General features: G+C 55.5%; 23 protein-coding genes and 1 CRISPR repeat array. Of the genes, 1 reads left to right on the top strand and 22 read right to left on the bottom strand.

Going from position 1 to position 25,521, the window contains the following annotated elements; translation table 11 throughout:
• Nucleotides 1–335 precede the first annotated feature (335 nt).
• The 10 genes from I2E77_RS01220 to thyX all read right to left on the bottom strand — a co-directional run bounded on the left by I2E77_RS01220 (nucleotide 336) and on the right by thyX (nucleotide 10,093).
• The gene (locus I2E77_RS01220; protein ID WP_207738152.1) at nucleotides 336–1,937 is read right to left on the bottom strand and encodes a peptidoglycan D,D-transpeptidase FtsI family protein; all 1,602 of its coding nucleotides are present in this window, start codon (nucleotides 1,935–1,937) and stop codon (nucleotides 336–338) included.
• Nucleotides 1,938–2,009: 72 nt separating this feature from the next.
• A complete protein-coding gene (locus I2E77_RS01215) occupies nucleotides 2,010–3,074 on the bottom strand; it encodes an acyltransferase family protein (RefSeq protein ID WP_191521056.1) in 1,065 nt (354 codons plus the stop codon).
• A gap of 21 nt (nucleotides 3,075–3,095) precedes the next feature.
• The gene (locus I2E77_RS01210; protein WP_195450448.1) at nucleotides 3,096–4,331 is read right to left on the bottom strand and encodes a peptidase U32 family protein; all 1,236 of its coding nucleotides are present in this window, start codon (nucleotides 4,329–4,331) and stop codon (nucleotides 3,096–3,098) included.
• Nucleotides 4,328–5,617 carry an endolytic transglycosylase MltG gene (mltG, locus tag I2E77_RS01205; protein WP_195450447.1) on the bottom strand — a complete coding sequence of 430 codons (1,290 nt, stop codon included), beginning with the start codon at nucleotides 5,615–5,617 and terminating at the stop codon, nucleotides 4,328–4,330. Before mltG ends, I2E77_RS01210 begins: the two co-directional genes overlap by 4 nt.
• The gene (locus I2E77_RS01200; RefSeq protein ID WP_087230244.1) at nucleotides 5,614–6,219 is read right to left on the bottom strand and encodes a 5-formyltetrahydrofolate cyclo-ligase; all 606 of its coding nucleotides are present in this window, start codon (nucleotides 6,217–6,219) and stop codon (nucleotides 5,614–5,616) included. The genes mltG and I2E77_RS01200 overlap by 4 nt, the downstream gene beginning before the upstream one ends.
• 22 nt (nucleotides 6,220–6,241) lie before the next feature.
• The gene (locus tag I2E77_RS01195) at nucleotides 6,242–6,784 is read right to left on the bottom strand and encodes a DJ-1 family glyoxalase III (protein WP_191362255.1); all 543 of its coding nucleotides are present in this window, start codon (nucleotides 6,782–6,784) and stop codon (nucleotides 6,242–6,244) included.
• 31 nt (nucleotides 6,785–6,815) lie between these two features.
• Nucleotides 6,816–7,709 carry a GNAT family N-acetyltransferase gene (locus tag I2E77_RS01190; RefSeq protein WP_195450446.1) on the bottom strand — a complete coding sequence of 298 codons (894 nt, stop codon included), beginning with the start codon at nucleotides 7,707–7,709 and terminating at the stop codon, nucleotides 6,816–6,818.
• A 17-nt stretch (nucleotides 7,710–7,726) separates the two neighbouring features.
• A complete protein-coding gene (locus tag I2E77_RS01185) occupies nucleotides 7,727–8,656 on the bottom strand; it encodes a DUF2156 domain-containing protein (protein ID WP_195450445.1) in 930 nt (309 codons plus the stop codon).
• On the bottom strand, nucleotides 8,649–9,326 hold the full coding sequence (locus I2E77_RS01180) for a dTMP kinase (RefSeq protein WP_191362257.1): 678 nt from the start codon (nucleotides 9,324–9,326) through the stop codon (nucleotides 8,649–8,651). Before I2E77_RS01180 ends, I2E77_RS01185 begins: the two co-directional genes overlap by 8 nt.
• Nucleotides 9,323–10,093, bottom strand: a complete 771-nt coding sequence (gene thyX / locus I2E77_RS01175) for an FAD-dependent thymidylate synthase (RefSeq protein WP_087230230.1) — start codon at nucleotides 10,091–10,093, stop codon at nucleotides 9,323–9,325. The genes I2E77_RS01180 and thyX overlap by 4 nt, the downstream gene beginning before the upstream one ends.
• A 457-nt stretch (nucleotides 10,094–10,550) precedes the next feature.
• On the opposite strand from thyX, the gene I2E77_RS01170 reads away from it, so the two are divergent.
• A complete protein-coding gene (locus I2E77_RS01170) occupies nucleotides 10,551–11,423 on the top strand; it encodes a YitT family protein (protein WP_087230227.1) in 873 nt (290 codons plus the stop codon).
• Nucleotides 11,424–11,573: 150 nt separating this feature from the next.
• On the opposite strand, the gene I2E77_RS01165 is transcribed toward I2E77_RS01170, so the two are convergent.
• The 12 genes from I2E77_RS01165 to csm3 all read right to left on the bottom strand — a co-directional run bounded on the left by I2E77_RS01165 (nucleotide 11,574) and on the right by csm3 (nucleotide 25,509).
• A complete protein-coding gene (locus tag I2E77_RS01165; protein ID WP_191405619.1) occupies nucleotides 11,574–11,873 on the bottom strand; it encodes a Dabb family protein in 300 nt (99 codons plus the stop codon).
• 13 nt (nucleotides 11,874–11,886) lie between these two features.
• Nucleotides 11,887–12,306, bottom strand: a complete 420-nt coding sequence (locus I2E77_RS01160) for a PPC domain-containing DNA-binding protein (protein ID WP_087230221.1) — start codon at nucleotides 12,304–12,306, stop codon at nucleotides 11,887–11,889.
• A 90-nt stretch (nucleotides 12,307–12,396) separates the two neighbouring features.
• Entirely contained in the window at nucleotides 12,397–13,614 is a 1,218-nt protein-coding gene (gene dinB, locus I2E77_RS01155) for a DNA polymerase IV (protein ID WP_191441869.1), read from the bottom strand.
• Between the two features lie 143 nt (nucleotides 13,615–13,757).
• Nucleotides 13,758–14,903 carry a toxic anion resistance protein gene (locus tag I2E77_RS01150; RefSeq protein WP_191362260.1) on the bottom strand — a complete coding sequence of 382 codons (1,146 nt, stop codon included), beginning with the start codon at nucleotides 14,901–14,903 and terminating at the stop codon, nucleotides 13,758–13,760.
• A 20-nt stretch (nucleotides 14,904–14,923) separates the two neighbouring features.
• Nucleotides 14,924–16,093, bottom strand: coding sequence for a 5-bromo-4-chloroindolyl phosphate hydrolysis family protein (locus I2E77_RS01145; protein ID WP_195450444.1), 1,170 nt, complete (start codon nucleotides 16,091–16,093; stop codon nucleotides 14,924–14,926).
• A 201-nt stretch (nucleotides 16,094–16,294) separates the two neighbouring features.
• Nucleotides 16,295–16,543, bottom strand: a complete 249-nt coding sequence (locus I2E77_RS01140; protein WP_195450443.1) for a hypothetical protein — start codon at nucleotides 16,541–16,543, stop codon at nucleotides 16,295–16,297.
• 277 nt (nucleotides 16,544–16,820) lie between these two features.
• Nucleotides 16,821–19,430, bottom strand: coding sequence for an ATP-dependent chaperone ClpB (gene clpB, locus I2E77_RS01135; RefSeq protein WP_195450442.1), 2,610 nt, complete (start codon nucleotides 19,428–19,430; stop codon nucleotides 16,821–16,823).
• Between the two features lie 544 nt (nucleotides 19,431–19,974).
• Nucleotides 19,975–20,278: a CRISPR direct-repeat array (repeat unit 33 nt; unit sequence GTTACAATCCACGCCCCGTTAGGGGACGGAAAC).
• An 847-nt stretch (nucleotides 20,279–21,125) separates the two neighbouring features.
• A complete protein-coding gene (locus I2E77_RS01130) occupies nucleotides 21,126–21,953 on the bottom strand; it encodes a DUF6602 domain-containing protein (protein ID WP_195450441.1) in 828 nt (275 codons plus the stop codon).
• Nucleotides 21,941–22,726, bottom strand: coding sequence for a CRISPR system precrRNA processing endoribonuclease RAMP protein Cas6 (gene cas6 / locus I2E77_RS01125; RefSeq protein WP_191362263.1), 786 nt, complete (start codon nucleotides 22,724–22,726; stop codon nucleotides 21,941–21,943). The genes I2E77_RS01130 and cas6 overlap by 13 nt, the downstream gene beginning before the upstream one ends.
• Nucleotides 22,723–23,883: a type III-A CRISPR-associated RAMP protein Csm5 gene (gene csm5 / locus I2E77_RS01120; protein ID WP_195450440.1), complete on the bottom strand. Its 1,161-nt coding sequence runs from the start codon at nucleotides 23,881–23,883 to the stop codon at nucleotides 22,723–22,725. The genes cas6 and csm5 overlap by 4 nt, the downstream gene beginning before the upstream one ends.
• On the bottom strand, nucleotides 23,880–24,851 hold the full coding sequence (gene csm4 / locus I2E77_RS01115; RefSeq protein WP_195450439.1) for a type III-A CRISPR-associated RAMP protein Csm4: 972 nt from the start codon (nucleotides 24,849–24,851) through the stop codon (nucleotides 23,880–23,882). Before csm4 ends, csm5 begins: the two co-directional genes overlap by 4 nt.
• On the bottom strand, nucleotides 24,829–25,509 hold the full coding sequence (gene csm3 / locus I2E77_RS01110; protein ID WP_195450438.1) for a type III-A CRISPR-associated RAMP protein Csm3: 681 nt from the start codon (nucleotides 25,507–25,509) through the stop codon (nucleotides 24,829–24,831). The genes csm4 and csm3 overlap by 23 nt, the downstream gene beginning before the upstream one ends.
• Nucleotides 25,510–25,521: the final 12 nt, after the last annotated feature.

Raw genomic sequence — 25,521 nt, 5'->3', positions numbered from 1 at the left:
TCCTCTACAAAAAAATAGAGCTTCCCCGTCCACATGGGACGGGAAAACCCGTGGTACCACCCAAATTGCGCCAAACGGCGCCGCTCTTATCCCTATAACGCGGGAAACGCCGCGGTTCCTCGCCGCGGGGCTGGGGGCTGGCTTGCCGCACGCCGCTTCCGGCAGGTCCCTTTCAGCCAGGAAGATTCCTCCCCTGGAGACCCTCTCTTTTGCCGTGCAGACAGGGGCATCGGCCCGTCATCGCCTGTTTTTTATTACAGATTGATTATAAACGTCCACAGCCGGAATGTCAAGAATCCATCCCGGCAAAAGGTAGCCTTCCTGCCCGATTTCTGCTATTCCAGCGGCAGCGCGTCCGCGATCTCCTTAAACACCGGGCCACAGGTGGCCCCGCCGCCCGTTCCATCCTCGCCCATTACGGTGATGACATAGCGCGGCTCCTCCTGAGGATAATACCCCGCCACCCAGGAGATGACCTTTTCCACGCCGTCCTCGTATTTTCCCGTCTGCGCAGTGGCCGTCTTTGCACCCGCACCGCCGGAGGCAGGTGCAAATTTTTCGCTGGTCCCTTCTTTGACCGATTCTTCCATAAACGACCGCAGCAGGGACGCCGTGTGTTCCGTCATCACGCGCCGGGTCGCCGGTGTCTTGGCCCGGTCCAGATATTGCAGGTTTTCGTTGACAAACCCTTCGTAGATCGTCGGGGCGGTGTATTCCCCGCCGCTGGCGATCGCATTGACCATGCCCGCAATCTGCACCGGGGTAGCGGTCAAATCGCCCTGCCCAAAGGAGAAATTGGCCAGGGCCTTCGGGATGTTCAGGCTGTCCAGTGTGGGGAGGTCGCCCGCCGCAGACGAAAAGCCCGGCGCGATCTCCACGCTGCTGCCAAAGCCGAGATTTTGCGCCATCAACAGGAATTGCGCCTGCGGCACCTGCTGCATCACATGCACAAAGTAGGTGTTGCAAGACTGCGCAATCGCGCGGCTCATGTCCTCCTCGCCGTGGCTTTCCCCGTTATAGCAATGGAAGATCCCATCGGAAACCTGGATGCCGCCTGTGCAGGTGTAGCGCGTCTCCGGAGGGATGCCATATTCTAGGGCGGACGCCGCGGAAACCAGCTTAAAGACCGATCCCACGCTGTAGGCGGACAGCGCGCGGTTCAGCAAGGGGGCGTCCTCGTCCTCCAACACGGAGGCCACATCGTTCGGGTTGAAATCCGGGAGGCTCACAATGGCGCGGATTTTGCATGTGGGGATCTCCGTCACCACCACAGCGCCCTTTTTGAGGTGCTTTTTGGCCGCCTGTTCCGCAATGGTTTGAATCTCCTGGTCGAGCGTCAAAACCACCCCACGGCGGCTGAGGAAGGAGGTGTCGTTGATGGCCTTTTCCTCGCCGGCAAGCACCCGGTTGGTCGCGTCCACCTGATACGTGACGCTGATCTCCCCCTGCCCCTGGGAGAGCTGTTGGTCAAAGAGCTTTTCGATCCCGGAGACGCCCACCCCCGCGCCGTCCAGGTAGCCGATCACATGCACGGCGGACTGCTCGTCCGTATACCGCTTTTCCACAGGAAAGACATCCGCCCCCTCCGCGGTAAAGGAATCCTTTACCCGCAGGGCGAACGGTTTTCCCGCAGTCAGGGAGGGGTATATGTCTGCCATCTCCTGCTGGGTTAGGATACGGCTCAGGGCCGCTGCATCCTCAATGGTGGGCACAATCGCCGCCGCGTATTCGGTCTGCTGCCCTGTGAAGCTGCGCATCTTGCAGTCGTAAATCGTCCCGCGCGTCTGCGCCACCTCCAGCCGGTAGCTCCGCTGCTGGTCGGCGGTCTGGGCAAGGGTGGTCCCGCTGGCCACTGTGAAAACGCTCAAAACCGCGACCAGCATCCCCAGCATCAGAAGCAGGAAAAAGGCGATGGTCCGTTTACAGATCCGCTCCATACCGCTCCTCCTCTCCATAAAATAGAAAATGTCCTCTTGTCAGTATGGCCTGGCAAGAGGACATTTAAACCATCAGGATTCCCCGAACCGGAATGTCCCGGAAAGGATTTTGGAATGGTCCCGGATCAGCGGGATTACCGTCCGGCTGGAAAGATATAGAATGAAAAATGCATAGACGAAAGCGGCAAAATGGGAGGAGATTTCCAGCTTCAACCCGGTCAGGGAGACCAAAGCCGCGAGAATCTCTTTCATAATATTTTCTGTGCCGCACAGAATCAGCGTATTGCGGCCGATTTCCGTAAATGCGTGTACATGCGCGAGCAGTTTTGCCCCGATAAAATTCAGGAAGACAAGCGATAGCGCCAAGCCAGCGGAATAAAACACGCTGATAGCCCTTGGCAGTTCGAACGGCAGCGCGTCAATCGGGAACGACGGCCCCTTAAAATAAACCACACATGCGACAAATGCACACGCCAGCGTCACAGCCCAAAAGAGCGCCTTTGCCCATGGCTTCAACGAACGAAAATGGAAGTCCTTCAAATAGGGAAAAAGCGCCGCGCCCAAAGCATAGTAGAGGATATAGCACATCGCGCTGTCGATGCCGAAGAACATGCGCGGCTCTCCCACCGGCCGGTAGGGAATGCCGATCTCTGTCGCCACATAAAAGCCGAGGCCCACCAAAACAACCAGCCATTCCCACCGCAGAAGTTTCTTCAGCAGGTAGTGCCCAATCGAAATCACGAACAGGCACGGAAGGAACCACAGGGCCGCCGCCGCTGTCTTTGTCCGCACGCCCATGAAGACCGCAACCACCAGGTCTACAAATTCGGTAAACGAGCAGCCCCAGGTGAGCACATTCACCACCACGTTGATGGCGCTGAACGCAAAGTACGGCAATACGATGGCGCAAAACTTCTTCTTGAGAAACGGCCAAAAGGCCTGCTGTTCGGTGTGTGGGGCGAAAAAGCCCGACGCCAAGAAGAACAAGGCCACACAGTACTGAAACGTAAACGGATACAGCGCGCCGGCCGCTTCCCCCATATGGCCGACATAGATGGACGAAATACCAAGAAATTTCAGCGCGTCCACCCAATCGTAGCGCACCTTCTGCGTTGGAGTGGTCTGTACAGCTTCCAAATGGATTGCCTCCTCTTACTCTTAGGAATCCTCTGTGCGGCGGTGCCGCAGGATCGCCCCGCGTTTGAGCGGCCGTTCTGTTTTTAACAGAACCGTCATGGTCGCATGCGGCGCGGACTCGATCGGCTGCCCATCCTGATCGAACAGTTCGTCGAGCGGCAGGTCGAAGGGCTGTTCCCCGACCTCCAACACGTCCGCCGTCTCCCCGCGGAAAAAGCGGTTCCTCTGTGATAAAATCGCAATGCCGTCGTGGTAGTCCTCGCAAACGGCGATCACCTCGTAATTGCGCACATACCCGCCCTGGACGGTCTCCTGGCCCGGCTCGCCGCCGAGATAAAAGCCCGTGCTATAGGGCCTATGGCTGATCTTATCCAACTCTTCCACAATCCAAGGCGAAACAGGGGTGTCCGGATGCTGCTCCAGCTCGTCCAGCGCCCAGCGATAGGCGTTCGTCGTCACCGCCACGTAATACGACGACTTTGCACGTCCCTCGATCTTTAGGCTGGTAACTCCTGCCCGGAGCAGCTCCGGCAGATGGCGCACCATGCACATGTCTTTGGAGTTCAGGATATAGGAACCCTCCCCTTCCTGATAGATGGGCATATATTGGCCGGGGCGCTTTTCCTCGACCAACGCATACTTCCACCGGCACGGCTGCGCGCAGGCGCCCCGATTGGCATCACGGCCCGCCATATAGTTGGACAGTAAGCACCGCCCCGAGAACGACATGCACATCGCGCCGTGCACAAACGCCTCGATTTCCAAATCCTTCGGCGTTTTCGCCCGGATCTCTGCGATCTCCTCCATGGTCGTTTCGCGCGCCAACACCACGCGCTTGGCGCCGAGCTGGTAAAAGGCGTTCGCCGCCGCGTAATTGGTGATACCGGCCTGGGTGGAGACATGCAATTCCACCTTCGGCGCATAGCGCTTGGCAAGGTCGATCACCCCTAAGTCGGTGACGATCAGCGCATCTACCCCTGCCGCCTGTAAAAAGGCAAGATAGTCCGGGAGCAGGTCGATCTCCTTGTTGCGCGGCACCGTGTTGCAGGTTATATACACCCGTACCCCGCGCACATGCGCCAGGGCGACCGCTGTTTGCAGCTCTTCACGGGTAAAATTGGAGGGCGCCGTACGCATGCCAAACATCTGGCCCGCCAGATAAACCGCATCCGCCCCGAAGTCCAGCGCCGCACACAGGCATTCCATATCCCCGGCCGGCGCCAACAACTCCGGCCGGTTGTCTCTGATATCGCTCATCGCAACCCCGCCTTCTGTAGATTCTGCTGATGCTGCTCCAGGGTTTCCGCATAGTACGCATTGCGGTCCGCATCGTGGCAGAAGTAATAGTAGTTGGTATCCGCCGGATGTAAGGCCGCGTCAATCGCCTTGGAGCCGGGATTGCAAATCGGCCCCGCCGGGAGGCCCTCGATTTCATACGTGTTGTATTTACTCGAATACGTCTCCCGGATGTCCTCTGGAATGGCATCCTTTGTACGGTACGGATAGTACATGGTCGGGTCGGATTGCAGGCGGCGGAGCCCATTCGACCCGTCGCTGTTCAAACGGTTGTGGAAGACGGAGGAAATCATATACATATCGTCTTCATCCGCGGCCTCAGCTTGGATCATGGAGGCCAGCGTCATCACCTGGTCGATGGTCATGCCGCTCGCCGTGATCTCCTGACGGATCTCGTCGGTCAATTTCCGGTCGCAGTTGTTCACCAGCTTCAAAATCGCATCCTCCGGGGATTCGTCCTTGAAAAACTCGTACGTGTCCGGGAAGAGGTAGCCCTCCATATGATAGTAACGGTCGCCGGTGAGCTGCTGGAGAAAATCGTACTTCGAATCCAATGCGTTGGAGTTGATGTAGTTCAATGCGTCCTCCTGGGAGCAAACGCCGTTCTCTTCCAGAAGTTGGGCAACCTCCAATGCGTTCATACCCTCTGTGAACGTGATCTTGACGATGTCCACACGGTTGGCATTGGACTGCAAATTGTTGATAATCGCCTCATAATCCATGCTGGTGTTCAGCTTATAAGTACCGTTGTTGTAGTGGCCGTCGGCCTTCGTCATCGCTGAATAGAGCTTAAAAAAGTCTGAGCGCTGGATGACGCCGGCCTCCTGCAGCACCTGGGCGATCTGGTCAGTGCTGGCCCCTTTAGGGATATCAACCGTGACATTGACTGCATCGCGTCCAATCGCCAACATATCGTTGATACCGGTGACTGCATACTGCGCCAGCGCAACCCCGATGAACAGCACCATCATCAGCCACACCAGGCGGAAAAAGAGCTTGTTCTTGCCACGCTTTTGTTTATTGCGCTTCTTATGGGCCTTTGCCGCCCGCCGTGCCGCCTTACGCTCCGCCATACGGACATCCGCCGCTCGGTGGTTTTTCTCCGGACGGCTATAACTATTGATCGCCGGCGGCTCCTCCCGCGGGGATCTGCCTGATTCCTGCGGGAATGAATCCTCGGGAATCTGCACCCGGAAATTTTCAATTTTCCTCCGGCGCAATTCCTCGTTGCGCTTATCGTCATTCATGGCGTATCCTCCTGCCTCGCAATTCTGCGGACATACTTCTCTGTGATCAGAATATCGACGGGCCGGTCGTAATACCCATGGGGCAAATTCCATTGGATGCACCCCAGATAGCATATGCCCACCGTGATCCCGCGGAACTGCGCAAGGTAACGGTCGTAATATCCTTTCCCATATCCCAGGCGGTACCCCTGTGCATCAAAACTCAAGCCCGGAACGACGCACAGTGCCCGCCCATAAGAATCCCCCACGCGCTCGCATTTGTCCACAATGGGTTCGAGCACGCCGAACGTTCCCTTTTCCAGGTCGCTCAGGGAGGTGATGTAATAAAACTCCATTTCAAAGGTATCCGGCACACAGCGCGGCACGGCCACCCGTTTGTGATTGGCGAGCGCAGCATTAATCACCGCCAGAGTGTCCACCTCGATGGGCTTGCTGACATAAATAAAGAGGGTTTCTGCATGCAGGTATTCCTCCAACGTCAGGAGGCGGCATTGGATCGAGGCGTCCAGGCGGATCTTTTGCTCCGCGTTCATCTTCTCCCGATAGCGGCGGTATCGCGCGCGCAAATTCTTTTTCAGTTCCTTGATGTTCTTGATATACATGCGATCTTCCTTTATAGGAGGGTCAGTTCTGACACTGGATGGATTTCTTTATCGCGGCCGACTTCTGCGAACCGCAGAGCTCCGCCACAATGCGTAGGGCAAAGTCCACCGCTACCCCTGCGCCCTTGCCGGTGATGATGCGCCCGCTGACGCAGACCGGCTGGGAGGAAAGGCTTGCCCCCTCCAATTCTTTTTCAAACCCCGGGAAACACGTCGCGGTACAGCCTTTCAGCGCGCCGATATGCCCCAGGATGGAGGGTGCCGCGCAGATGGCCGCCACATAGATGCTGTTGTCCAGGCAATAGCGCACGGACGCCATCACAATCGGGGACTTCTCCAGGTTCAGCGTGCCCGGCATGCCGCCCGGCAAAACGACCAATTCCATGTCGTCCGTCGTGACATCCTTTTCCTCGATATCCGCAGTCACCGGGATTCCATGCGAACCCGTGACGGTCTTGCCGCCCACGCCCACGGTTTTGACATCCAGTTCCGCGCGGCGGAGGATATCCACGGTCGCCAGCGCTTCAATTTCTTCAAATCCATTTGCCAAAAATACATAGATCATTGTGTAACGCTCCTTTCCTTGCGGATGATCTTTAATCTTTTCCTAAGCCAAGATACGGCTTTTGATCCCCAACATGAATTTGCTCCAAGGAGGCGCCGTCCAACGGCCGGAGCATCCCGCAAAAGGCGGGTTCCGGGGCCGAAAGGGAGGGCACGCCCGCCGCAGCAAAAAGGCCGCTTCCCTTCGGAAGCCGGATGTGGTAATCCTGCGCAGGCATTTCCTGAAGCAGCGCCGCAAAGAGGGCAGGCAGGTGCTCCGGCGCGCTCATGAATTCGGTAATCTCACAGACATCCGGTTGTTCCCACCGGCATACCGCATAAGAGGGTCCTTCCGCGCACACCAGCTTGCCGCCATAAATGCGGTTGTCCTCCACCGCAAACCAGAACGCGCTGTCTCCCCAAAGGACGGACCCTTCCCGGTCCCGCAGCAGCGCGCTGCGCATCCGGTTCAACGTGGCAGGCGTAAACGCCCTGCGTCCTCCCCGAACGGCCGCCTTTTCCCGCAGCTGTTCTGCCGAAAGCCGGTATTCGTCCCGTTCAAAAAAAGTGACGTAATCGGACTTTGCATAATAGTCATATAGTCCCGGGCTGGCGGGCAGGATCGCGGAAAACTGCTCCTCCCTCTGGGAACCCACCAGCGCGGCATAGGCCAGCAGCGCATTCATGTATCCGTGGGAACGGTGCTCCGGCGCGGTCGCACAGGCAAACACATAGTGGATGCGCACCGGCTTCCCGCCGCAGACGATCTTCGCCGGCAACAGATGCAGCATCGCCGCCGGCCGGCCCGCAACGCGGTAGACCAGGCAGTTCTCCGGGCGGAACGCGTTGTTGAAAAAGAAATTGGCGTACCGCCGCTCCTCTTCAAAACAGACCTGCCAGAGTTCCGCCAAAGCCGGACGGTCCTCCCATTTTGCAAAACCGATCACCGCCGCACCGCCTCCACTCAGTCGCCTTGTTCCAATTCCGTGATTTCCTCCGTCTCCGAAAGCAGAGTCGCGGAGTATTTTTCCAAAAGGATGGCCGGGTTGTAAGAGAGCTTTGCTTTCCGCAAGCCCTCAATCCCCAAATCCTCTTCCCGATTGATATAACGGTAGTTCTCCAGATGGTTCGCCGCATATTCGTGATTAATGGCGGCATAGAGCCCCTCATAACCGCTGAGGGCCTTTTCAAAGTGAAGGAGGTAGACCTCCGGGTTGATCTCCTCGCCAACGGTAAATGCCACCGGTTTGCCGTCCACGCGCAGCAGGCCGCCGGAGAGCTTCAGCTCCTCAAAGGAGCGGAAGGCCATATTGATGGCGCAGGTCTCGTCGTCCGTGCCATCCTCCTTGCCGCATCCGCCGTTTTGGACACACCATTCGTGGGCAATCTTCTTGCAATCCGCGTAGTTTTCCGGCGTGATATCCTCATAGGACCAATTGTAAGAACGCTGGAACCGCGCCAGATGGTTCCGCTTCCCGTGGAACTTGCGGCCCGCCAGATGGATCAGGTCCTGCGACGCATAGATATAGTCCGACGCATCCCGGTCCAATTGGAACCGGAACATCCCCGGCATCGCTTCTTCCAGATGTTCCGTCTCCTGTTTGGTCAACCCCCACAGGCGGAATTTGCATCCGGCTTCCTTTGCGTCGGCGAGCAACAGCTCCACCTTGCTGCGCAGATCCCCCGGTCCCAACGGCAACTGATAGAACCGGTTCCCCTCGGTCCCGGAACACCGCAGCACCAACCCGTCGTGCTGGCACACACGCGTGCCATACGCACAGGACCAAAGGTATAGGGTGCCAAAGGCAAATTCGCTGCCCATTCCGCCGGACGCGGAAAGCGCCGGCTGCATCCATTCTCGGTCTGAAACTTCTGGAATTTTCCAATTAAACATATAAGTTGATCTCTCCTGCCAATTCTTTCATCAATTCCCTGTGAATCTGTTCCATAGGTTTAGCATTGTCGCCCTCTGCGCAATTTATAACCAGCCAGCCGAGCATTTTTGCAGCGTAAGCCGCACTTTCCCGGCAAGCGCGCAGATAAGCCGTATTGCGCTCGTGGATATCCTTCTTTCGCTCGTCGCCGTGATAGCGCCCGCTCAGAAGCTTTTGACTCACAGAGGGGGGCATGTCCAGATAAACCGTGCAATCCGGTTGTGGAAGCCCCAGTTTGTTGTATTCGTAATCCTGCACCCACTGGATGAATGCATCCCATTCGTCCCTGGGCAGCTTCGACATCTGAAACACGATGTTAGAGGTGGAATAACGGTCCGCAACAATCACTGCGCCGCTCTGGTAGTCTTCCTTCCAAAACTGCGCGTAGCTGGCAAAACGGTCCACCGCATAAAAAGAAGAGGCCGCATAAGCGGACACATCCTCCGGATTTTCTCCAAATTTCCCGTCCAAATACATCTTTGCCAAAGCGGAAGAAGGCTGCCCATAGTCCGGGAACGAAATCTTCCGCACACGTATGCCCTTTCCGGCCAGTTCCTTACACAGGAGCTCCGTCTGCGTCGCTTTCCCGCTTCCATCCAGCCCTTCCAGGGTAATCAGTTTCCCGCTCATGCGTCTTCCCCCGAATGGAAGAATGCGCGCACTTCATTTGCCTTTCCGCAGGACATCTTCCCTTCCGGACAGATGCCGCGCAGACAGCCAGGGCCGGCGTTTGCAAAGAGATGCGGCGCAACCTTTCGCACCAAAAACAGCATCTGTGTTGCAACGTCCCGGATCTCCCACTGCGCACGGTTGCAGCAGCGCAATGCAAAGAAGTTTTGGAGCGACCGTGCGTTGAACGTGCAGACCATTTTTGTCTCGCAGGCGTTCGGCAGCACGAAGCGCGCATCTTCAATCGCACGTTTCTCCGCAGCACGCGCGGCCTCCTTTTCGCTCTTTCCCTCGTCCAGCAGAGCCTTTCGATGTTTTTCCATTAAAAGCGCCGTCAAGCGCTCATAGTGCCGGCGATCCTCTTCCATGGCCGCCAGAAATTCTGCTTTCGCCTCCGGGATCGCTTCGATCTCCGGCGGGACCACATAGGCAAAATCGCTCTCCGCGACATAACGCTGGCTCTGCACGCTGAACGATGCAATGCGGTGTCGCGTGATCTGCGCCAACAGCGAGCGGGAAACGCCCTCGATCCCAAAGGTAAACGAGGCGTGCTCGATCGGGCTTTCGTGTCCGATTTCCGCCAACATCTGTACAAAAGAAGCCGTCTTTTCCTCCGTCAATCCCTCGCCGATCTGGTCGATGGAGGACGGCGAATAGCAGAGCTTCGCCGCCATCGCGACCGTCTTTTCCGGCTGCGGGGTATACGTTAGAAGGGTAACCTTCGCCATAAGTACTCCATTCCCCGCCGGTTTCCATGCACGGGCAGCGGCCGGCGGCGCCCGCATCCCCATCTTTTGGGCACATTTTTCGCCCTGTTTTTCGGCAATAATTGATTGTATTATAACAAATTCTTCCTATTGATTCAAGGTATACCGGCCGCGCGCCATCCGAATCGGCAGATTCCCTATCTTCCATTCGTAGAATTCTTGAAAATACGTGAACCATATAGTAAGATAAAGATAGAAAGGGGAATTTTTTCCTGGAAAGATGAGAACCCCACACAGCGTTGAAAACACGGAGAAATCCTTCGGACCGATTTTTCACTGTCCGGCTTTCCATCAATATTTCTGAAGCGGTACCACGAACCTTTTCCAAGGGATGGCCAAAACGCCGCAACTGCTAAAACTACCATTTTGCTGCTCTTCTAACATAAAAGAAACGACACCGTTTTACGGAGGGATCGCGATGAAATTCGCTCTGCCAAGCCAAGAAACTATTCTAAAAGCCGCCAAAGAGTATACGCTCATCACTCTCAGCACCCTATTGATGGCTGTGGGCATCTATTTCTTCAAGTTTCCAAACAATTTCACGTTTGGTGGGGTGACCGGTCTGGCAGTGGTTGTCAGCCAGGTGATGCCCATCTCCCCCAGTACGGTCAACTTTATTGTAAACCTCGTCTTATTGCTCTTAGGATTCCTCTTTTTGGGCAAGGGATTCGGCGTACGCACTGTCTATTCCAGTATGCTGCTGTCGGTGGCGCTTTCGGGGATGGAATATCTCTGGCCGCTGGACAAGCCTCTGACGGACGATCCCCTTCTGGAACTGATCTTCGCCATTGTGCTGCCGGGCCTTGGTTCCGCCATTCTGTTCAACATCGGCGCTTCGAGCGGCGGCACGGACGTCGTGGCGATGATCCTAAAGAAATTCACCAGCGTCAACATCGGCAACGCACTCCTGCTGAGCGACCTGCTGATTACGCTATCCGCGTTCTTCATTTTCGATATTAAAACATTCCTGTTCTCGATGCTGGGATTGTTCTCCAAATCCCTGGTGATTGACAACGTGATTGAGAGCATCAACCTGTGCAAATATTTCAATGTGGTTTGTAGCAGCCCGGAGCCCATCTGCGACTACATTGTGCATAAGCTTGGCCGCAGCGCCACCGTCTGTGAAGCGGAAGGCGCCTTCTCCCATGATAAGAAATACATCATCTTTACGGTTCTCAAGCGGTATCAGGCTGTGCAGTTGCGGCAGTATATCAAGCAGGTGGAGCCCGGTGCGTTCATCCTCATTTCCAATACCAGCGAGATCATCGGCAAAGGGTTTCACAGCGTCTAATCTGCTTAGATACCCGTGAAAAAAAGGAACATCTGGTACAGCAACACCAGGTGTTCCTTTTTGATTTCTAAAAAAGTTCTTCACAAATATTTATCAAACATTGGAAAGTATCCTTCCCAACAAAGCAGGCGAACGGTTTTTCAACGCCGTTTATGCGATTTCGTAATCGACGCAGGCGCGTCCACAGGTGGAGGCGCGCACTGTTTCCGCCACGGCCAGATGCGCCGGATTGGTCTGATAGGCGTCCTGGTCCTCCTTAGTTGCAAACGCGCAATACAGGGCGATGTCATATTCCCCGCCGTTGTAATTCGCGCCGAATTCAATCTCTTTCAGGCCCGGCACCACGCCCAACAGCGCCTTGAAGCGCTCCTGCAGGGAAGCAACCAGTGCTTCCGGGTGATCCTGCTTTACCTCGTCCTTCCATTTCCACATGACAATATGCTTGACCATTGGTAGATCCTCCTTAAAAATCAAAGATATTCAGCCCCGTCTCCGGGTCCAACCTGCGCCCTACATGGCCCTCGACCTTCCGGACAAACAGCTCACAGGTGGCGCTGACCACCGCCTCGTTGAGGTGCCCGCCGATCACCTTTCCGGTGAGGTCCCCGAAGGTGGCGTGCAGGTGCAGATAGGGTTCTCCGTCTTTTTCCGTGATGTTCCCCATCAGGGAGGTCAATTCCATCACGCCGTCAAAGGTGTTGGCAACATATTTCTGTTCATCCACCCGGTACACGCCCACCACCACATGGTTGACCGCACCGATGGCTGAAACCGTCCCCAGCGAGATGGATTCCTTCTCACATAACTCCCGCAGGCAGGCGAGCACCTCCTCGCCCCTTTGCAGGCGCACAACATACGTATCTCCAAACACACGGTATTGCATGGTATCGCGATCCTTTCCATCCGTCCGGCGAACACACCGGCCGAACGCTGATTTGTCCTCATTTTAGCAAGACCTTGGCCGGAATGCAAGTCAATCCGCGCCGATGTCGTTTTGCAGCACCCCGCAGATGGACACCGCATCCTTGCCAAACTTTTCCCGGATGGCGTCCAAGGTGGTCTCCAGTTTCTCCTGCTTTTTGCGCTCCTCCTGCCGGGAGTGTTCAAATAAACTGAGCTGCTCCCCCGGCGCTTCATCCGCGGGCACCAGGTTGGTCCCGGTAAGCGTCAACATGCGGATCGGCGCATTGGGATTCCACGAATCCGCCAATATCTCCATAGCTGCACGGGCCAGCTCCTTTGACAAAAAGGTCGGCACCGCGAGCGGCTTTTGCCTCGAGATGGTTTTAAAGCTTGGATTGCGGATATTGAGCTGTACCGTATAACATTTCACCCCACTGCGGCGCATACGCGCTGCAACGGTATCGGCCAGGACTGTAACGCCGAGCCGGATGTCGTCCCACCCGACCAGGTTCCTTTTAAAAGTCAGCCCATTTCCCACTGACTTGACCTCTTTCGGCTCATAAATGCTCTTCACGGGGCTCTTGTCAAGCCCGTTTGCGTAGTCGTAGAGCTCGCCGCCGGCCTTTCCAAGGCTTGCCACCAGCGCCTTACGGTCTGCATGGGCCAGGTCGCCGATGGTGCGGATGCGCATGTTTTGCAGGGTTTCCCGCGCGCTTTTCCCCACATAGAGCAGGGCGCTCACCGAAAGAGGATACACAATGTCCCTGTAATTTTCCCGCGAGATCACCGTGGTCGCATCGGGCTTTTTATAGTCGCTGCCCAGCTTGGCAAAAATCTTATTGAAGGAAACCCCAACCGAAATTGTCAGGCCGGTCTCCCGCTGGACCTCGGCGCGCAGGCGGTCCGCGATCTCCGGCCCGGAACCGAACAGCCTCTGGCTCCCGGTGACGTCCAGCCAGCTTTCATCGATGCCGAAGGGCTCCACCAAATCCGTATAGCGCTGATAGATCGCGTTGACCCGCTTGGAATATATGGCATACTGGTCACGATGCGGCGGGGCGAGCACCAGGTCGGGGCATTTGCGCCGCGCTTGCCAGATGGTCTCCGCGGTTTGGACGCCGAACCGCTTGGCCCGCTCATTTTTTGCCAATATGATCCCGTGCCGGTTCTCGGGGTCCCCACAGACCGCCATCGGCACATCCCGGTAAGCCGGATGCAGCAGGCATTCCACTGATGCGTAAAATGCATTGCAGTCACAGTGCAGAATCACACGGTCCGGGCCCTCCATACGCTCATCTCCAATCAAATGTTCTACCTTATTATAGAACGCTGCCGCACAAAAATCCAGTGACTCTCAAATGGTTTGTATTGGAAAAACAGAAAGCCGCCCGGTGTCCATGCACCGGAGCGGCCGATCTGCTATCTTTCGCATTATCCGCGGATTTCCAGCAGCTTCTGTTTGAGTTCGTTTTCCAAGCGGCCCAGCTCCACCTCCGCCTCGCGGCGCTTCTGCCGGCCTTCCTCCTGTATATGCATCACTTCGTCCAGGGTGGAGATCAAATTTTGGTTGGTTTCGCGCAGGGTTTCCATATCCACGATGCCGCGCTCGGTCTCCCTGGCTGTCTCCACAGTCGCCATTTTCAGCGTCGCGGCATTCTTTCGCAGCAGCTCGTTCGTCATGTCCGTAACCTCGCGCTGTGCCTGCGCCGCCTGCTGCGAATGGGCGATCCCCAAGGCCAGGGCCATCTGGCTCTTCCAAAGCGGGATGGTATTCACCAGCGTGGACTGAATCTTTTCCGACATCTGCGTGTCGTTGCTCTGCACCAGCCGGATCTCCGGCGCCATCTGGATGGACACCATGCGGGTCAACTCCAGGTCATGCAGCTTTTTGTCGAAGCGGTTGCACAGGGCGTTCAGATCGTTGGCGGCCTGCGCATCCTCCGGCAGGCCAGACTGCTTAGCCTTTTCCACGAGCTTGGGGAGTTCTTCCTGCTGCACCTGCGCCAGTTTCTTTTTTCCTGCCAAAATGTACATGGACAGCTCTTTAAAATAGACCTTGTTCATCTCGTACATCTTGTCCATCATGGCGACATCCTTGAGCAACTGCACCTGATGGCGCTCCAAAACCGCGCAAATCTTTTCGACATTGGCTTCCACCTTGTCGTATTTCGCTTTTAACGCGGTCATCTTATTGGCTCCCCGTTTAAAGAATCCGAAGAATCCTTTCTCCTCTTCCTCCACGTCAAAGCTTTTCAGCTCCGTTACCACACTGGACAGCATATCCCCGACCGCGCCGAGATCCTTTGTGCGCACATTGTTCAGCGCATCCGCCGAGAAGTCCGCCATCTTTTTCTGGGCGCCCGCGCCGTATTGCAAGATCATATTGGAATTGCTCAATTCGATCTTTGCGGCAAAATCGTCCACCATTTTGCGCTCTTCCGGCGACAGGCTGCTCTCGTCGAACACCGGCGCTTCGGTGGGCGCCTGCGCAGGTTCTGCCTTTTGCAGTGAGGCGGACGGCTCATCCGCAAAGGGCTCAAAGGTCAATACGGGTTGCTCCTGAAAAGTCTCGTCCATAGCAATTTCCTCCGATTCATTTACGGTTTCTTCTTGCGGAACGCATCCTCGGTCAGGCCCTCCTGCGCGAGCATGGTTTCCAACACGGAGATATCCGTCGAAATATCCATCACATCATCCTGGAACAGGCTGTCCAGGAGATTCTCAAAGGCGGTGTTGATCGTATCCAACGTATCGCTGATCTCAGCCTTCACTTTGGTGACATTTTCTCCCTGCACCGGCTGTCCGTCAAACTCGCGATAGGCCTTGAGCAATTTTAAAGTGGTCGGCAAATAGTATTGCATAAATTTGCGGATGTCCGGCAATTTCTGCGGATGGGCCTCTACATGATCGAAAATCTTCGCGCAGATCTCTTCCAATCGGGACAGCTTCCGCGAAAATTCTTCTCCCGGAATCGCACGGTTTTCCTCGCGAATCTGCCAGAGATAATCGCGCCCCTCGGCAATCGCCCGCTCACATTCGCCGGCCTCATCCGCCTCCGGCTGTTGCTTTTTCCGTTCTTCTTCCAACTGCCGGCGGCGTGCGCTCTCTTGGGCTTGCAGATACTGCCGATAGGTCTCGTTCGTGACAATAAAGCAGGTCTCCTGCTCATCGATATGCCCCTCTGGGAACAAGCCGTCCCGGATCATCTTCTGCAAATCGCGAATGACAAAGGATTTTGATTCACCCACAGAGGCCGCCAAAAGGTCGAGCGAGCAAAAGGTATCGCCATTCAACTGCGCCTGATACCGTTGGAACCGGCGTTTCCGGCGGACTTTGCGCACGCCGCAAATAGCCAATACGGTAAACCCCACACAAAGCGGAACCAGCACCACACTGGAGATCGCAAACGCGGCCCAGGGCATTCCCGCCAGCAGAGAAGCGAGCGCAAGGATCACAAACGCCAGACCGGTTGGGATTGCCCCAGCCAACCCGACGATCTCCATGACGGTACCCGCAATCGAGGTTCCCGGGTTCCTACGGACACGCAATTGGGTATTTGAGCGGGGAACAGGCCGCCCCGGATATACATAAGGCTTCGGAGGGGCGGGCCTGCGAGGTGGAACCGGTCTTTGGGGCGGGACCGGACCTCGATGGGCATCCACATTTTCCCGCACTGTGCGGACCACAGTCTCTTTCAGATCCAGGGCGTCCTGGACTGTCTGGTGGATTTGCTCCTCCAAATGATCTATAAAATCTTTATCAATCATACGGTGTTCCTCCACACCAGGGAATCTTCCCAGAATATAACCGGTTTCATTATATCGCATTCCTTATAAAATAACAATATTTCGTGCGATGAACCGAAGGCAATTTTGACATCGACTGATCGTCCGTTTATCCGATAATAAATATCCTCCCCGAAAAGGCTCGGAGAGGATATTTGTTTATTCTTTATGCTTTTTTGAGAGCTAGGACTGAGCATCCGTAGAATTGAAATACAGCCAGTCCAAATTTCCCTCTGCGGTAAGATCGACCGGATATGCCCCCACTTGGCTGACGGTCAACGCTTCCTCTGATGCTTCTAAGATTGCGCCCTGGTTTGCCGCCGTTGCGCCGGCTGTTTGCCCTTGTCCATCCGACGCAAACGCTAGATTGCCAATTGGATCTGTCAAAGCCATGCAGAATGCCAGCAGGAAGGCAACCCATCTCTTTTTCAATGCAATCACCCTTTCTTTTTCATCAAACCCCGAATATTTATCTAAAATATGTGCTTTTATACACGCTCTTTTCGTTTAATCCTTTCATTTATATATTTCATTTCATATTTTATATTATTGATTTTATAAAATCAACGCATGTTTTATACAATAATGCTCCATTTATTTTATTACATTTTACAGTCCTAAAACAGACTATTTTGTTGTTATTCCAATAAAAAATGCAGTGCACTGTGATACACACATTGCACTGCATCCATTCTTTAATAAGGTTCCATTATGCCTCGTCTTTTATAACAAGCTGATTGCCGTCATAATCCACGAGGAGCGTCTCACGCGGCTTGATGTTCCCTTGGATGATCTTCTTCGCAATCAGGGTTTCGACCTTGCTTTGGAGGAAACGCTTCAACGGGCGCGCACCGTAGACCGGGTCATAACCGCTGTCTACAATGAACGTCTTGGCTTCAGGCGTCAGCTTCACGCCGAGCTGCTTATCCGCCAGACGGCGCTGTAAGTCCACCATCTGTAAGTCCACAATATGGCCTATTTCGTCGCGCGTCAACGGCTTGTAGAAGACAATCTCGTCAAGACGGTTCAGGAATTCCGGCCGGAACTGCTGCTTCAACAGCGCGTTCACCTGCTCCTTCGCCTGTTCGCTGATCTGGCCGTCTGCACCGATCCCTTCCAGGATGGCGCTGGAGCCGAGGTTGGAGGTCAGGATGATAATCGTATTCTTGAAGTCCACGGTACGGCCCTGCGAATCTGTGATACGGCCGTCGTCCAACACCTGCAACAGGATATTGAATACATCCGGGTGCGCTTTCTCCACCTCGTCAAAGAGGATGACGGAGTACGGCTTCCGGCGGACCGCCTCGGTCAACTGGCCGCCCTCCTCGTACCCGACATATCCCGGAGGCGCGCCGATCAGACGCGACACGGAGAATTTCTCCATATATTCGGTCATGTCGATGCGGATCATGTTGCGCTCGTCGTCGAACAGCGCCTGCGCCAGGGCCTTTGCAAGCTCTGTTTTGCCCACACCTGTGGGGCCCAGGAAGAGGAACGAACCGATCGGGCGGTTCGGGTCCTGAATGCCTGCACGGGAACGCAGAATCGCTTCGCTGACCTTCTCCACCGCTTCGTCCTGTCCGACCACCCGCTCATGCAGGATGTCGTCCAGGTGCAGCAGCTTCTCGCGCTCGCTCTCCATCAGCTTGGAGACCGGGATGCCCGTCCAGCGGGCCACGATCTTCGCGATCTCCTCCTCCGTGACCTTGTCGCGCAGAAGGTTTGTCTCCGAGGACTGGCTCTTTTCCGCGATCTGCTCTTCCTCTGCCAGCTGCTTTTGCAGCTCTGGCAGCTTGCCATACTTATATTCGGCGGCCTTGTTCAAATCATAGGCGCGTTCGGCCTTTTCGATCTCTGCATTGACCTGCTCAATTTCCTCGCGCAGCTTCTGCACTTTGCCGATGGCCTGCTTTTCGTTTTCCCACTTTGCCTTCATTTCCTTGAACTGGGCGCGCAGGTCCGCCAGTTCCTTCTGGATGTCCTTCAAATGCTCCTGCGTCAGCGGGTCGGTGTCCTTTTTCAGGGCAGCTTCCTCGATTTCATGCTGCATGATCTTGCGGGAAATCTCATCCAGCTCGGTCGGCATGGAGTCGATCTCTGTGCGGACCATGGCGCACGCTTCGTCCACCAGGTCGATGGCCTTATCCGGCAGGAAACGGTCGGAAATATAGCGGTTGGAGAGCGTCGCCGCGGCAATCAACGCCTGATCCTGGATCTTGACGCCGTGGAACACCTCATAACGTTCCTTTAAGCCGCGCAGGATGGAGATGGTGTCCTCCACGCTCGGCTCATCCACCATGACCGGCTGGAAGCGGCGCTCCAAAGCCGGGTCCTTTTCGATGTATTGATGGTACTCGTTGAGCGTCGTCGCGCCGATGCAGTGCAGCTCGCCGCGCGCCAACATCGGCTTGAGCAGGTTGCCTGCGTCCATGGAGCCCTCGGTTTTGCCCGCGCCCACAATGGTGTGCAGCTCATCGATAAACAGGATAATCCTGCCCTCGCTCTTCTTGACCTCGTTCAGCACCGCCTTGAGGCGTTCCTCAAATTCGCCGCGGAATTTCGCGCCGGCAATCAGCGCGCCCATATCCAGGGAGAAAATTTTGCGGTCTTTGAGGTTGTTCGGCACGTCCCCGCGCACAATGCGCAGCGCCAGGCCTTCCGCAATAGCGGTTTTGCCGACGCCGGGTTCGCCGATCAGCACCGGATTGTTCTTCGTCTTGCGGGACAGAATACGGATGACGTTTCGAATCTCGTCGTCGCGGCCGATCACCGGGTCGAGCTTATGGTTCTTTGCAAGTTCAACCAGATCCTGGCCGTATTTGGAGAGCGCGTCATAGGTTTCCTCCGGCGTGTCGCTGGTCACGCGGGTGTTGCCGCGCACGCTGGACAGCGCGGTCAGGAAGGCGTTCTTCTCAATGCCAAAGCGCTGGAAGACGTCCTTCATGGCGTTGTTGGGCCGGTTCAAAATCGCAAGCATGATATGCTCGACGGAAACATACTCGTCCTTCATCCGGTCGGCTTCTTTTTCCGCCGCAGTCAGGACTGCATCCACGTCTGCGGAAACATAGATTTTCCCCGCCTCACGGCCCGGGCCGGTCACGCCCGGGATGCGGGAAATCTTTTCCGCCACTGCGCGCTGGACGGCGTCGCAGTCTACATGCATCTTTTTCAGCAGCTGCGGGATCAGCCCGTCGCGCTGTTGCAGCAGAGCCGCCACGAGGTGTTCTTCCTCGATCTGCATATTGTTGTTTTCAATGGCGAGGTTTTGGGCTTCCTGGATGGCTTCCAGGGATTTTTGGGTGAATTTCTGTGCATTCATGTTCAACCCCTCCTATCGTTTACACATTCAGTGTTCATGCGGGTTTGAGATGTATTTTTAGCACTCTTTTATCGAGTGTGCTAAAAGTATAACGCATATATATGAACAAATCATGAACAGATGAAATATTTTATGTAAACCGGAAAATTTGTTCCCCACGAGGGGAAGAATGCCCATTTTTTGCCTGGGATATGCGCAAATTAGAACGCCCTTTGGAGGAAAGAGCCACAATGGAACGCTGGTTTTGAACACAGCAATCCTCCATAAATCATACGACACAAGCGGCTGGGAAAAACATCTGCAAAAGAGTTTGGAAAATGCATCCGCCTCGAAATGCTGACCAGAAAAGCGGTTTCCCGGGCACAAAACCGCCTTTGTGCGAACCCCAAGCACACAGCCGTTTTCCGGGAAGTTCGCACCGCGCAGTGCGCCTGGGATGGAGCGGTATTTTTGCTAAAAGCTTGGCAAAATAGGGATTATTTTTATGAAGTTCGCACTTTGAGCCTTTACAACCCGCATGGTTTCTGGGTATAATAGGGGTGGAGTTACAATCCACGCCCCGTTAGGGGACGGAAACAACCTTTGAGCTGATAGGCATTTCTGAGGCGGATGTTACAATCCACGCCCCGTTAGGGGACGGAAACGCTCAATAACGCGGTCGGAATCCCGGAAGGGAGTAGTTACAATCCACGCCCCGTTAGGGGACGGAAACTACCATAAGGTATTCCGACAATGGTAATGCACCAAGTTACAACCCACGCCCCGTTAGGGGACGACAATCAGGAGTTTGCCGGCCGCAGGATGGGCCGGGAGGAGTTACAATCCACGCCCCGTCAGGGGACGACAATCCCGTATGATCCATATGATTATGAGTTACAATTTTTACCTCGCTAGGGGACGGAAAACTATGTTTACATAAGTTCATTTTGTTAAATCTTATGTTTAAATCCAACCCCCGCCAGGGGACGGCAATTCTGCCACATCCAACCAAACGCCATCTATTCCAAGGCAGAAATCTTCCCCCGTAAGGGGACGAAAGTCAGTCATAAATATAGCAGGCTACATCAATAGGACGAGGTATCACTTCCATCCCGCTAGGGGACGGAAACTTTCTAACAACTTGTGACACCAAGTTCCAAATTGTGTTACAATCCACGCCCCGTTAGGGGACGATAATCCCGTATGGTCCATATGGTTATGAGTTACAATCCTTACCCCGCCAGGGGACGGCTATGTGGTGTAGTCTAGCGAAATCCAGCCGGCACCGCAGTTACAACGCATTCCCCGTAAGGGGACGGAGAAACTTAGTCGTAAATATTACAGGCTACTTCTTACTTCGATAGGACAAGGTATCACTTCCACCTCGTTAGGGGACGAAAATAAAGTTGGTAGTAACCAAGAACTTTCTTATCTTCGCATTACACCCTATGCCTCGTAAGGGGGGCTATGGGATGTCATGGGATGTTAGGAATATTGGAGAACCATCACAACCACACCCCGCCAGGGGACGGAAATGCAAACCAACGATGTACCGTCATCACCATCTCCCGTTACAGCTCACACCTCGTAAGGGGACGGAAACATCAAACAATGGCTTGCCGCCTCACCCACAACGAAACAATCCCCGCCAGGGGACAAAACAAGGCGCCTACCCCACGCAAATGGGATAGGCGCCTTGTTTGATTTACATGTTATTTATTTTACAGCCGGTTCCTCTTGGCTTTCCTTCTCTTCCGCGGCAGAACCATCTGCCGCGGAAGTTTTTTCGGATAACTCCGTCTGCAAATTTTCTTCGTCCGTTTTTAAGCGGACGTTTGTCAATGTCGCGTTGGCATAATCGCGGATATCGATCGCCGGGACGGTCCCGAGCTTATAAAGCTCATCCAGAATCATATAAAAGAACGCGAGAACCGCTTCCTCCGGCTCGCTGTGCAGCATGGATAAGAAATTTCTCTCCGGATCGCGCTTTACTAAGAAAGAGCCGGATTTTACCGCGCATCCGATGTCAAGGTTCGGATTGTCCTTCACATAAGACTCCACTGTGCTCCAACCAGCGGATGCCGCGGCCAGAATCCCGCCGAGAATGGGCGGCAGGTCTCTGGGGGAAACCCCCCGACCGGCGACAACCATTCTACGCGATGTCCGGTGCAGGTTCACCACGCTTTCGATTTTCCGGTTTGTGTACTCCACCGTCTCCTTGTCGATCTTCTGCTTGGAGTCAAAGACCGCATAGACACTTTCCGCCGTGATGAATTTTTCGCCCGCATCGGTTCCAAAGATCAGCGGGGAATACAGGGCGTCATAGATGATAATATCAATCTGCTCGCTGACCGCCCCTTTGCTGTCGAATACGAACCCCTTATCCACCGCATATTTGCTGGGCAAAAAGCTCCGGAAAAAGTCGATCCAGGCCCCCTCGCAGTGGTCGCCCTTTGTGACCGGATGGTTGATCAACACATCTAGCTTGGATTCCAGCAGCGTCTGCTTGCTGCGAAGCAGGGACTTGATGTTCATCTGTTCCATGAAAAAACCTCCTCTGTTTTTGGGAAAGATTCTTCCACCGTACAGCCGCCCATCCCCAGCGCCGTCTTGATTCCAACGCCGGTATGGGGCAGCGCGCACATCAACAGCCAAAACAGCCGTTTCATGGAGGTTGGTCCATGGATGGCCAGCCGTATCCAACCGGTAAAGCCCGGTATCACGGCGCCTTTCATGCTGTATCTCTGCGTGTGGAGCGAATAGCCAATGATCCGCGCCGATTCGACGAGCTGCCGGAGCGCCTCTTCATCCTGTAGCGTCACACCGCTGTCCAGCAGCGCAAAGCGCGAGGCCGCACTCTTTACCACCAGCCCTGCGGTGGGGAACAGCGCATACTGGTTTTCGGTTTTAAACGTCGTGGGAGAAAGGAAGCGCAGCTGATAGGAAGATGGAAGCGCCGGCGCGGTAAAACAGCGCTCGACCGCCTCTTCAAAGCGGAACGTCTCTTTTTCCGCCCTTCGCACGCAGACCTGCTTCCCACCGCTGCGGAATGGAAAGGACGTGCTGTTCAGCAGGATGGGCGCGACCATCTGCACTGCGTCCTCCGAAAACAGCGTCCATTGATACACAGCCCGATGGCGTTCCTCCCTCGACGGGAGCAGATATTGGCAAAACGGCCGCTCGCCTTCCTCATGCAGATACGCGGCATAAGCGGGTGGAAGCTGCTCCATCAGCCAACCGTACAGGCAATAGGCGTCCTCCGCCACCAGGGGCGCGCGATGGGTTTCCTCCAATTCCAGGCGGATGCTCGTCGTCATGGAAACAGCACCTCACATTTCCCCATGGGGACCAGGCGGTCTTCCCATTTGGTGCATTTCAGCATGTGCGGGGAACCCCCGGCGGCCACGTCGGTTTCATGGTAGCCATCCGGGAACAAAAAGGTGAGCAGCTCTGCGGTGCAAGCAAGCGCTGCATCCCCATACAGGGACTGGAGGATCGTTTTGCTGGGGAACCCGCACCCGCCGCCCAAATAGAGCACGCACCCGCGTTCCTCCGCTTCATGTTCGAACCCATGGAATTTCGCGACGAACTGCCGGTTTTGCAGCGCATAGAATTCCTGGATTGCCTCGACCAAAAATTGCCGGTCCATCCCCGCCTCCCGCAGGAAGCAGTCGTCCAGGGTGAGGGCGGCGTGCAGCTCCGTGCCGGGCTTCAAACACTCGCGCATCATGGGCACGCGGGAGGAAATCCCGCCGCTGGGCCCCACGTCCAGCTTCTGGCACAGCGTCAGGCAGGATGCTTCCACCGGCAGGCTGTCCGAAACCGACAGCCCGCGCATGGCGGAGCAGACCGCATTATAGCTCGGAATTTCTTTCCCCTTTTGGTTGACCAGCCGCAATTTGTGGAACTGCCCTTCTTCGATGTTTCCGGCTTCCCGGCGAAAAAGGCTCTTGCTGGCACGGCCATGCGGTTCCTTCCCGGATTTTACACGCGCGTCCATCTCCTGCACGCCCTTGTGGAATGCATCTTCCGGAAACGGGCACGGCTTCTTGCCGGCGACCATCTTGTTCAGGAGCGCCGTCCGCATAGCGCCCTTAATGCTGCTGCCGGGAAGATAGGGTTTTCCGCCCGGCCCCTTTACCATGGAATGGATATCGTCCAGGCGGATCGGCTTTCCGTTGATGGTTCGATCCCCGCCGTGCGCCGTATACGCGGCCAATCCGCGAATCTCTTCCTTGGACGCCTTCTGGGACAGCAGCCATTGGTACAGGCTGTTGTCGCTGCTGAGAATGAAATCCGTATATGCGTCCACCAGATTCCGTTCCTGTAGCCAGGAGAAAAAGCGGTCCCGGTCCGGCACATAGACGCGGTTTTCGTTCGGGATATAGATGTACTCCTTCTTCAAGAGTTTTTGCCCGCATCCCACAAAGACCGGCGTCAAGACGCGCATCACCATATGGATGGTTTCTTTCATACATCCACCCCCAAAAACATCGGTTTTAACATGCGCAGCGCCGGTTGGCGTCCCTCCGGCGCAACATTCCGCACCTGGCCGGAAAACCGTTTGGAAAAGCAGGAACCGGACGCAAACGCATAGACCGTCCGCTTTTTGTAGCCCATTCCATGGACGAAGCCCCCTCTTCTGCAAAGGGAATATTCCGCGTGTTCCATCGCTTCCTCCAGCTCGTCCTCTGCCGGGAGCGAGGTATTCAGGGTCATCCAGTGGGCGGCGGGTTCTCCGGACAGGTATGTCCCCAGAACCCGGGCCGCTTCGCAGGCGCTTTGAGCCAATTCACCGCAGCGCTCCAATTGAAATTTTCCGAAGCCAACGCTCCGTTTTCCGCCGATCCCGCTAAAGGGCAGGGATTGCAAAAGGCCTTCCACAAGGGAGCGCACACGATCATCGTCAAAAGCCAGAATACAATATAGGCCGCAGTCCTTGTTCCATTGCAGCCCCCGCACGAGGTATGGGTCGGTCTCCTCCTTGCCGCGCACGGCGGCACAGGCGCGTTCATCCAAAAAGGACAGGTTTTCAAGCTGTTGCAGGCAGGCGGCCGCGTCGAATGGACGGCCCTCCCGCCAGAGGTCCAAGTACGCATCCCAAAGGGAGGCTGGCAGGTACGTCAATTTTTTGAACAGCTTCCGCTGTCCCGGGTCCTGCATCTGCCGGAGCCCTTGTTCTGTGCGGATCAGCGGCTTCGGGAGAAAGAGCTCGTCTGCCCGGTAGGGAAACGCGTCCGAAAGCAGGAACCGCCCTGCCTTTGCCTCTTCCAAGAGGCTGTTTCGCGCTGTTTCGTCCCGCAGCGCCTCAATACACAGGGCAGAAAACAGCGTATCGGAATGTAGCAGAATCCCAGACGACTGCAAGACATTCCGCCCATCGTCCGGCCCAATGTGGAGCGCCCCATAAAAATGAAATTTATAAAGGTAATACGTTCGCATCTTTCACACCCTCAAGCGTCTTTTGCAGGGTTTCGATCTTTTCCGTTTTGCCCGTCGCCTGGATGACCTTGAGCTCCTCAAAACGGATGCGTCCGCTGCCCCGGCTGCCATGGCCGCCCAGATAATCCAATTGCAGCAGCTGCATCCCCTTCGCGAGCGTTTGGAAATCTTCCTCTACTTCCGCCGGATTTTCCACATTATAGATCACCGCAAAGGAAAATTTTGCCCCCCGGATCACGCGCTCCAAAGGCCGCGGATTGGCAATCGACGTCAGCCGGTTAATGCTGTTTTCCGTTTTGACCTCTGTAAAGCCGGTGTCCATCAACTCGTCTGCATTGGCTAGGAAGCAATCCATAAATTGAAGCCGGGAAGCCACCGCCTTTGTTTCTGCACTGGAAGCTGGTTTTCCAAACAACCGGGCAATTGGGGGTGGATCGTCCTTCGGTTCCGGCAAGACATAGCCCTCCACGGCATCCCGCACCAGGAGCGTCCGGATTTTCCCTTTCAAGCTGCTGCCGGGAATGATGGGGTACTGCGTCTTTGGGTCCCGCACCACAGGGGAATTTGCCGCGCCGATGGCGGCATAGACGTCGGACGCGCCGATATGTAACCCGGTCAGCACTTCAATCTGCCCTTGAATCATCAATTTCTGATACATCGTTCCACCCCT

This window comes from Anaeromassilibacillus sp. 1001302B_160321_C8 (assembly GCF_015554745.1).
Classification (GTDB): Bacteria; Bacillota; Clostridia; order Oscillospirales; family Acutalibacteraceae; genus Anaeromassilibacillus; species Anaeromassilibacillus stercoravium.
This window is presented reverse-complemented; position numbering and strand designations above follow the sequence as displayed.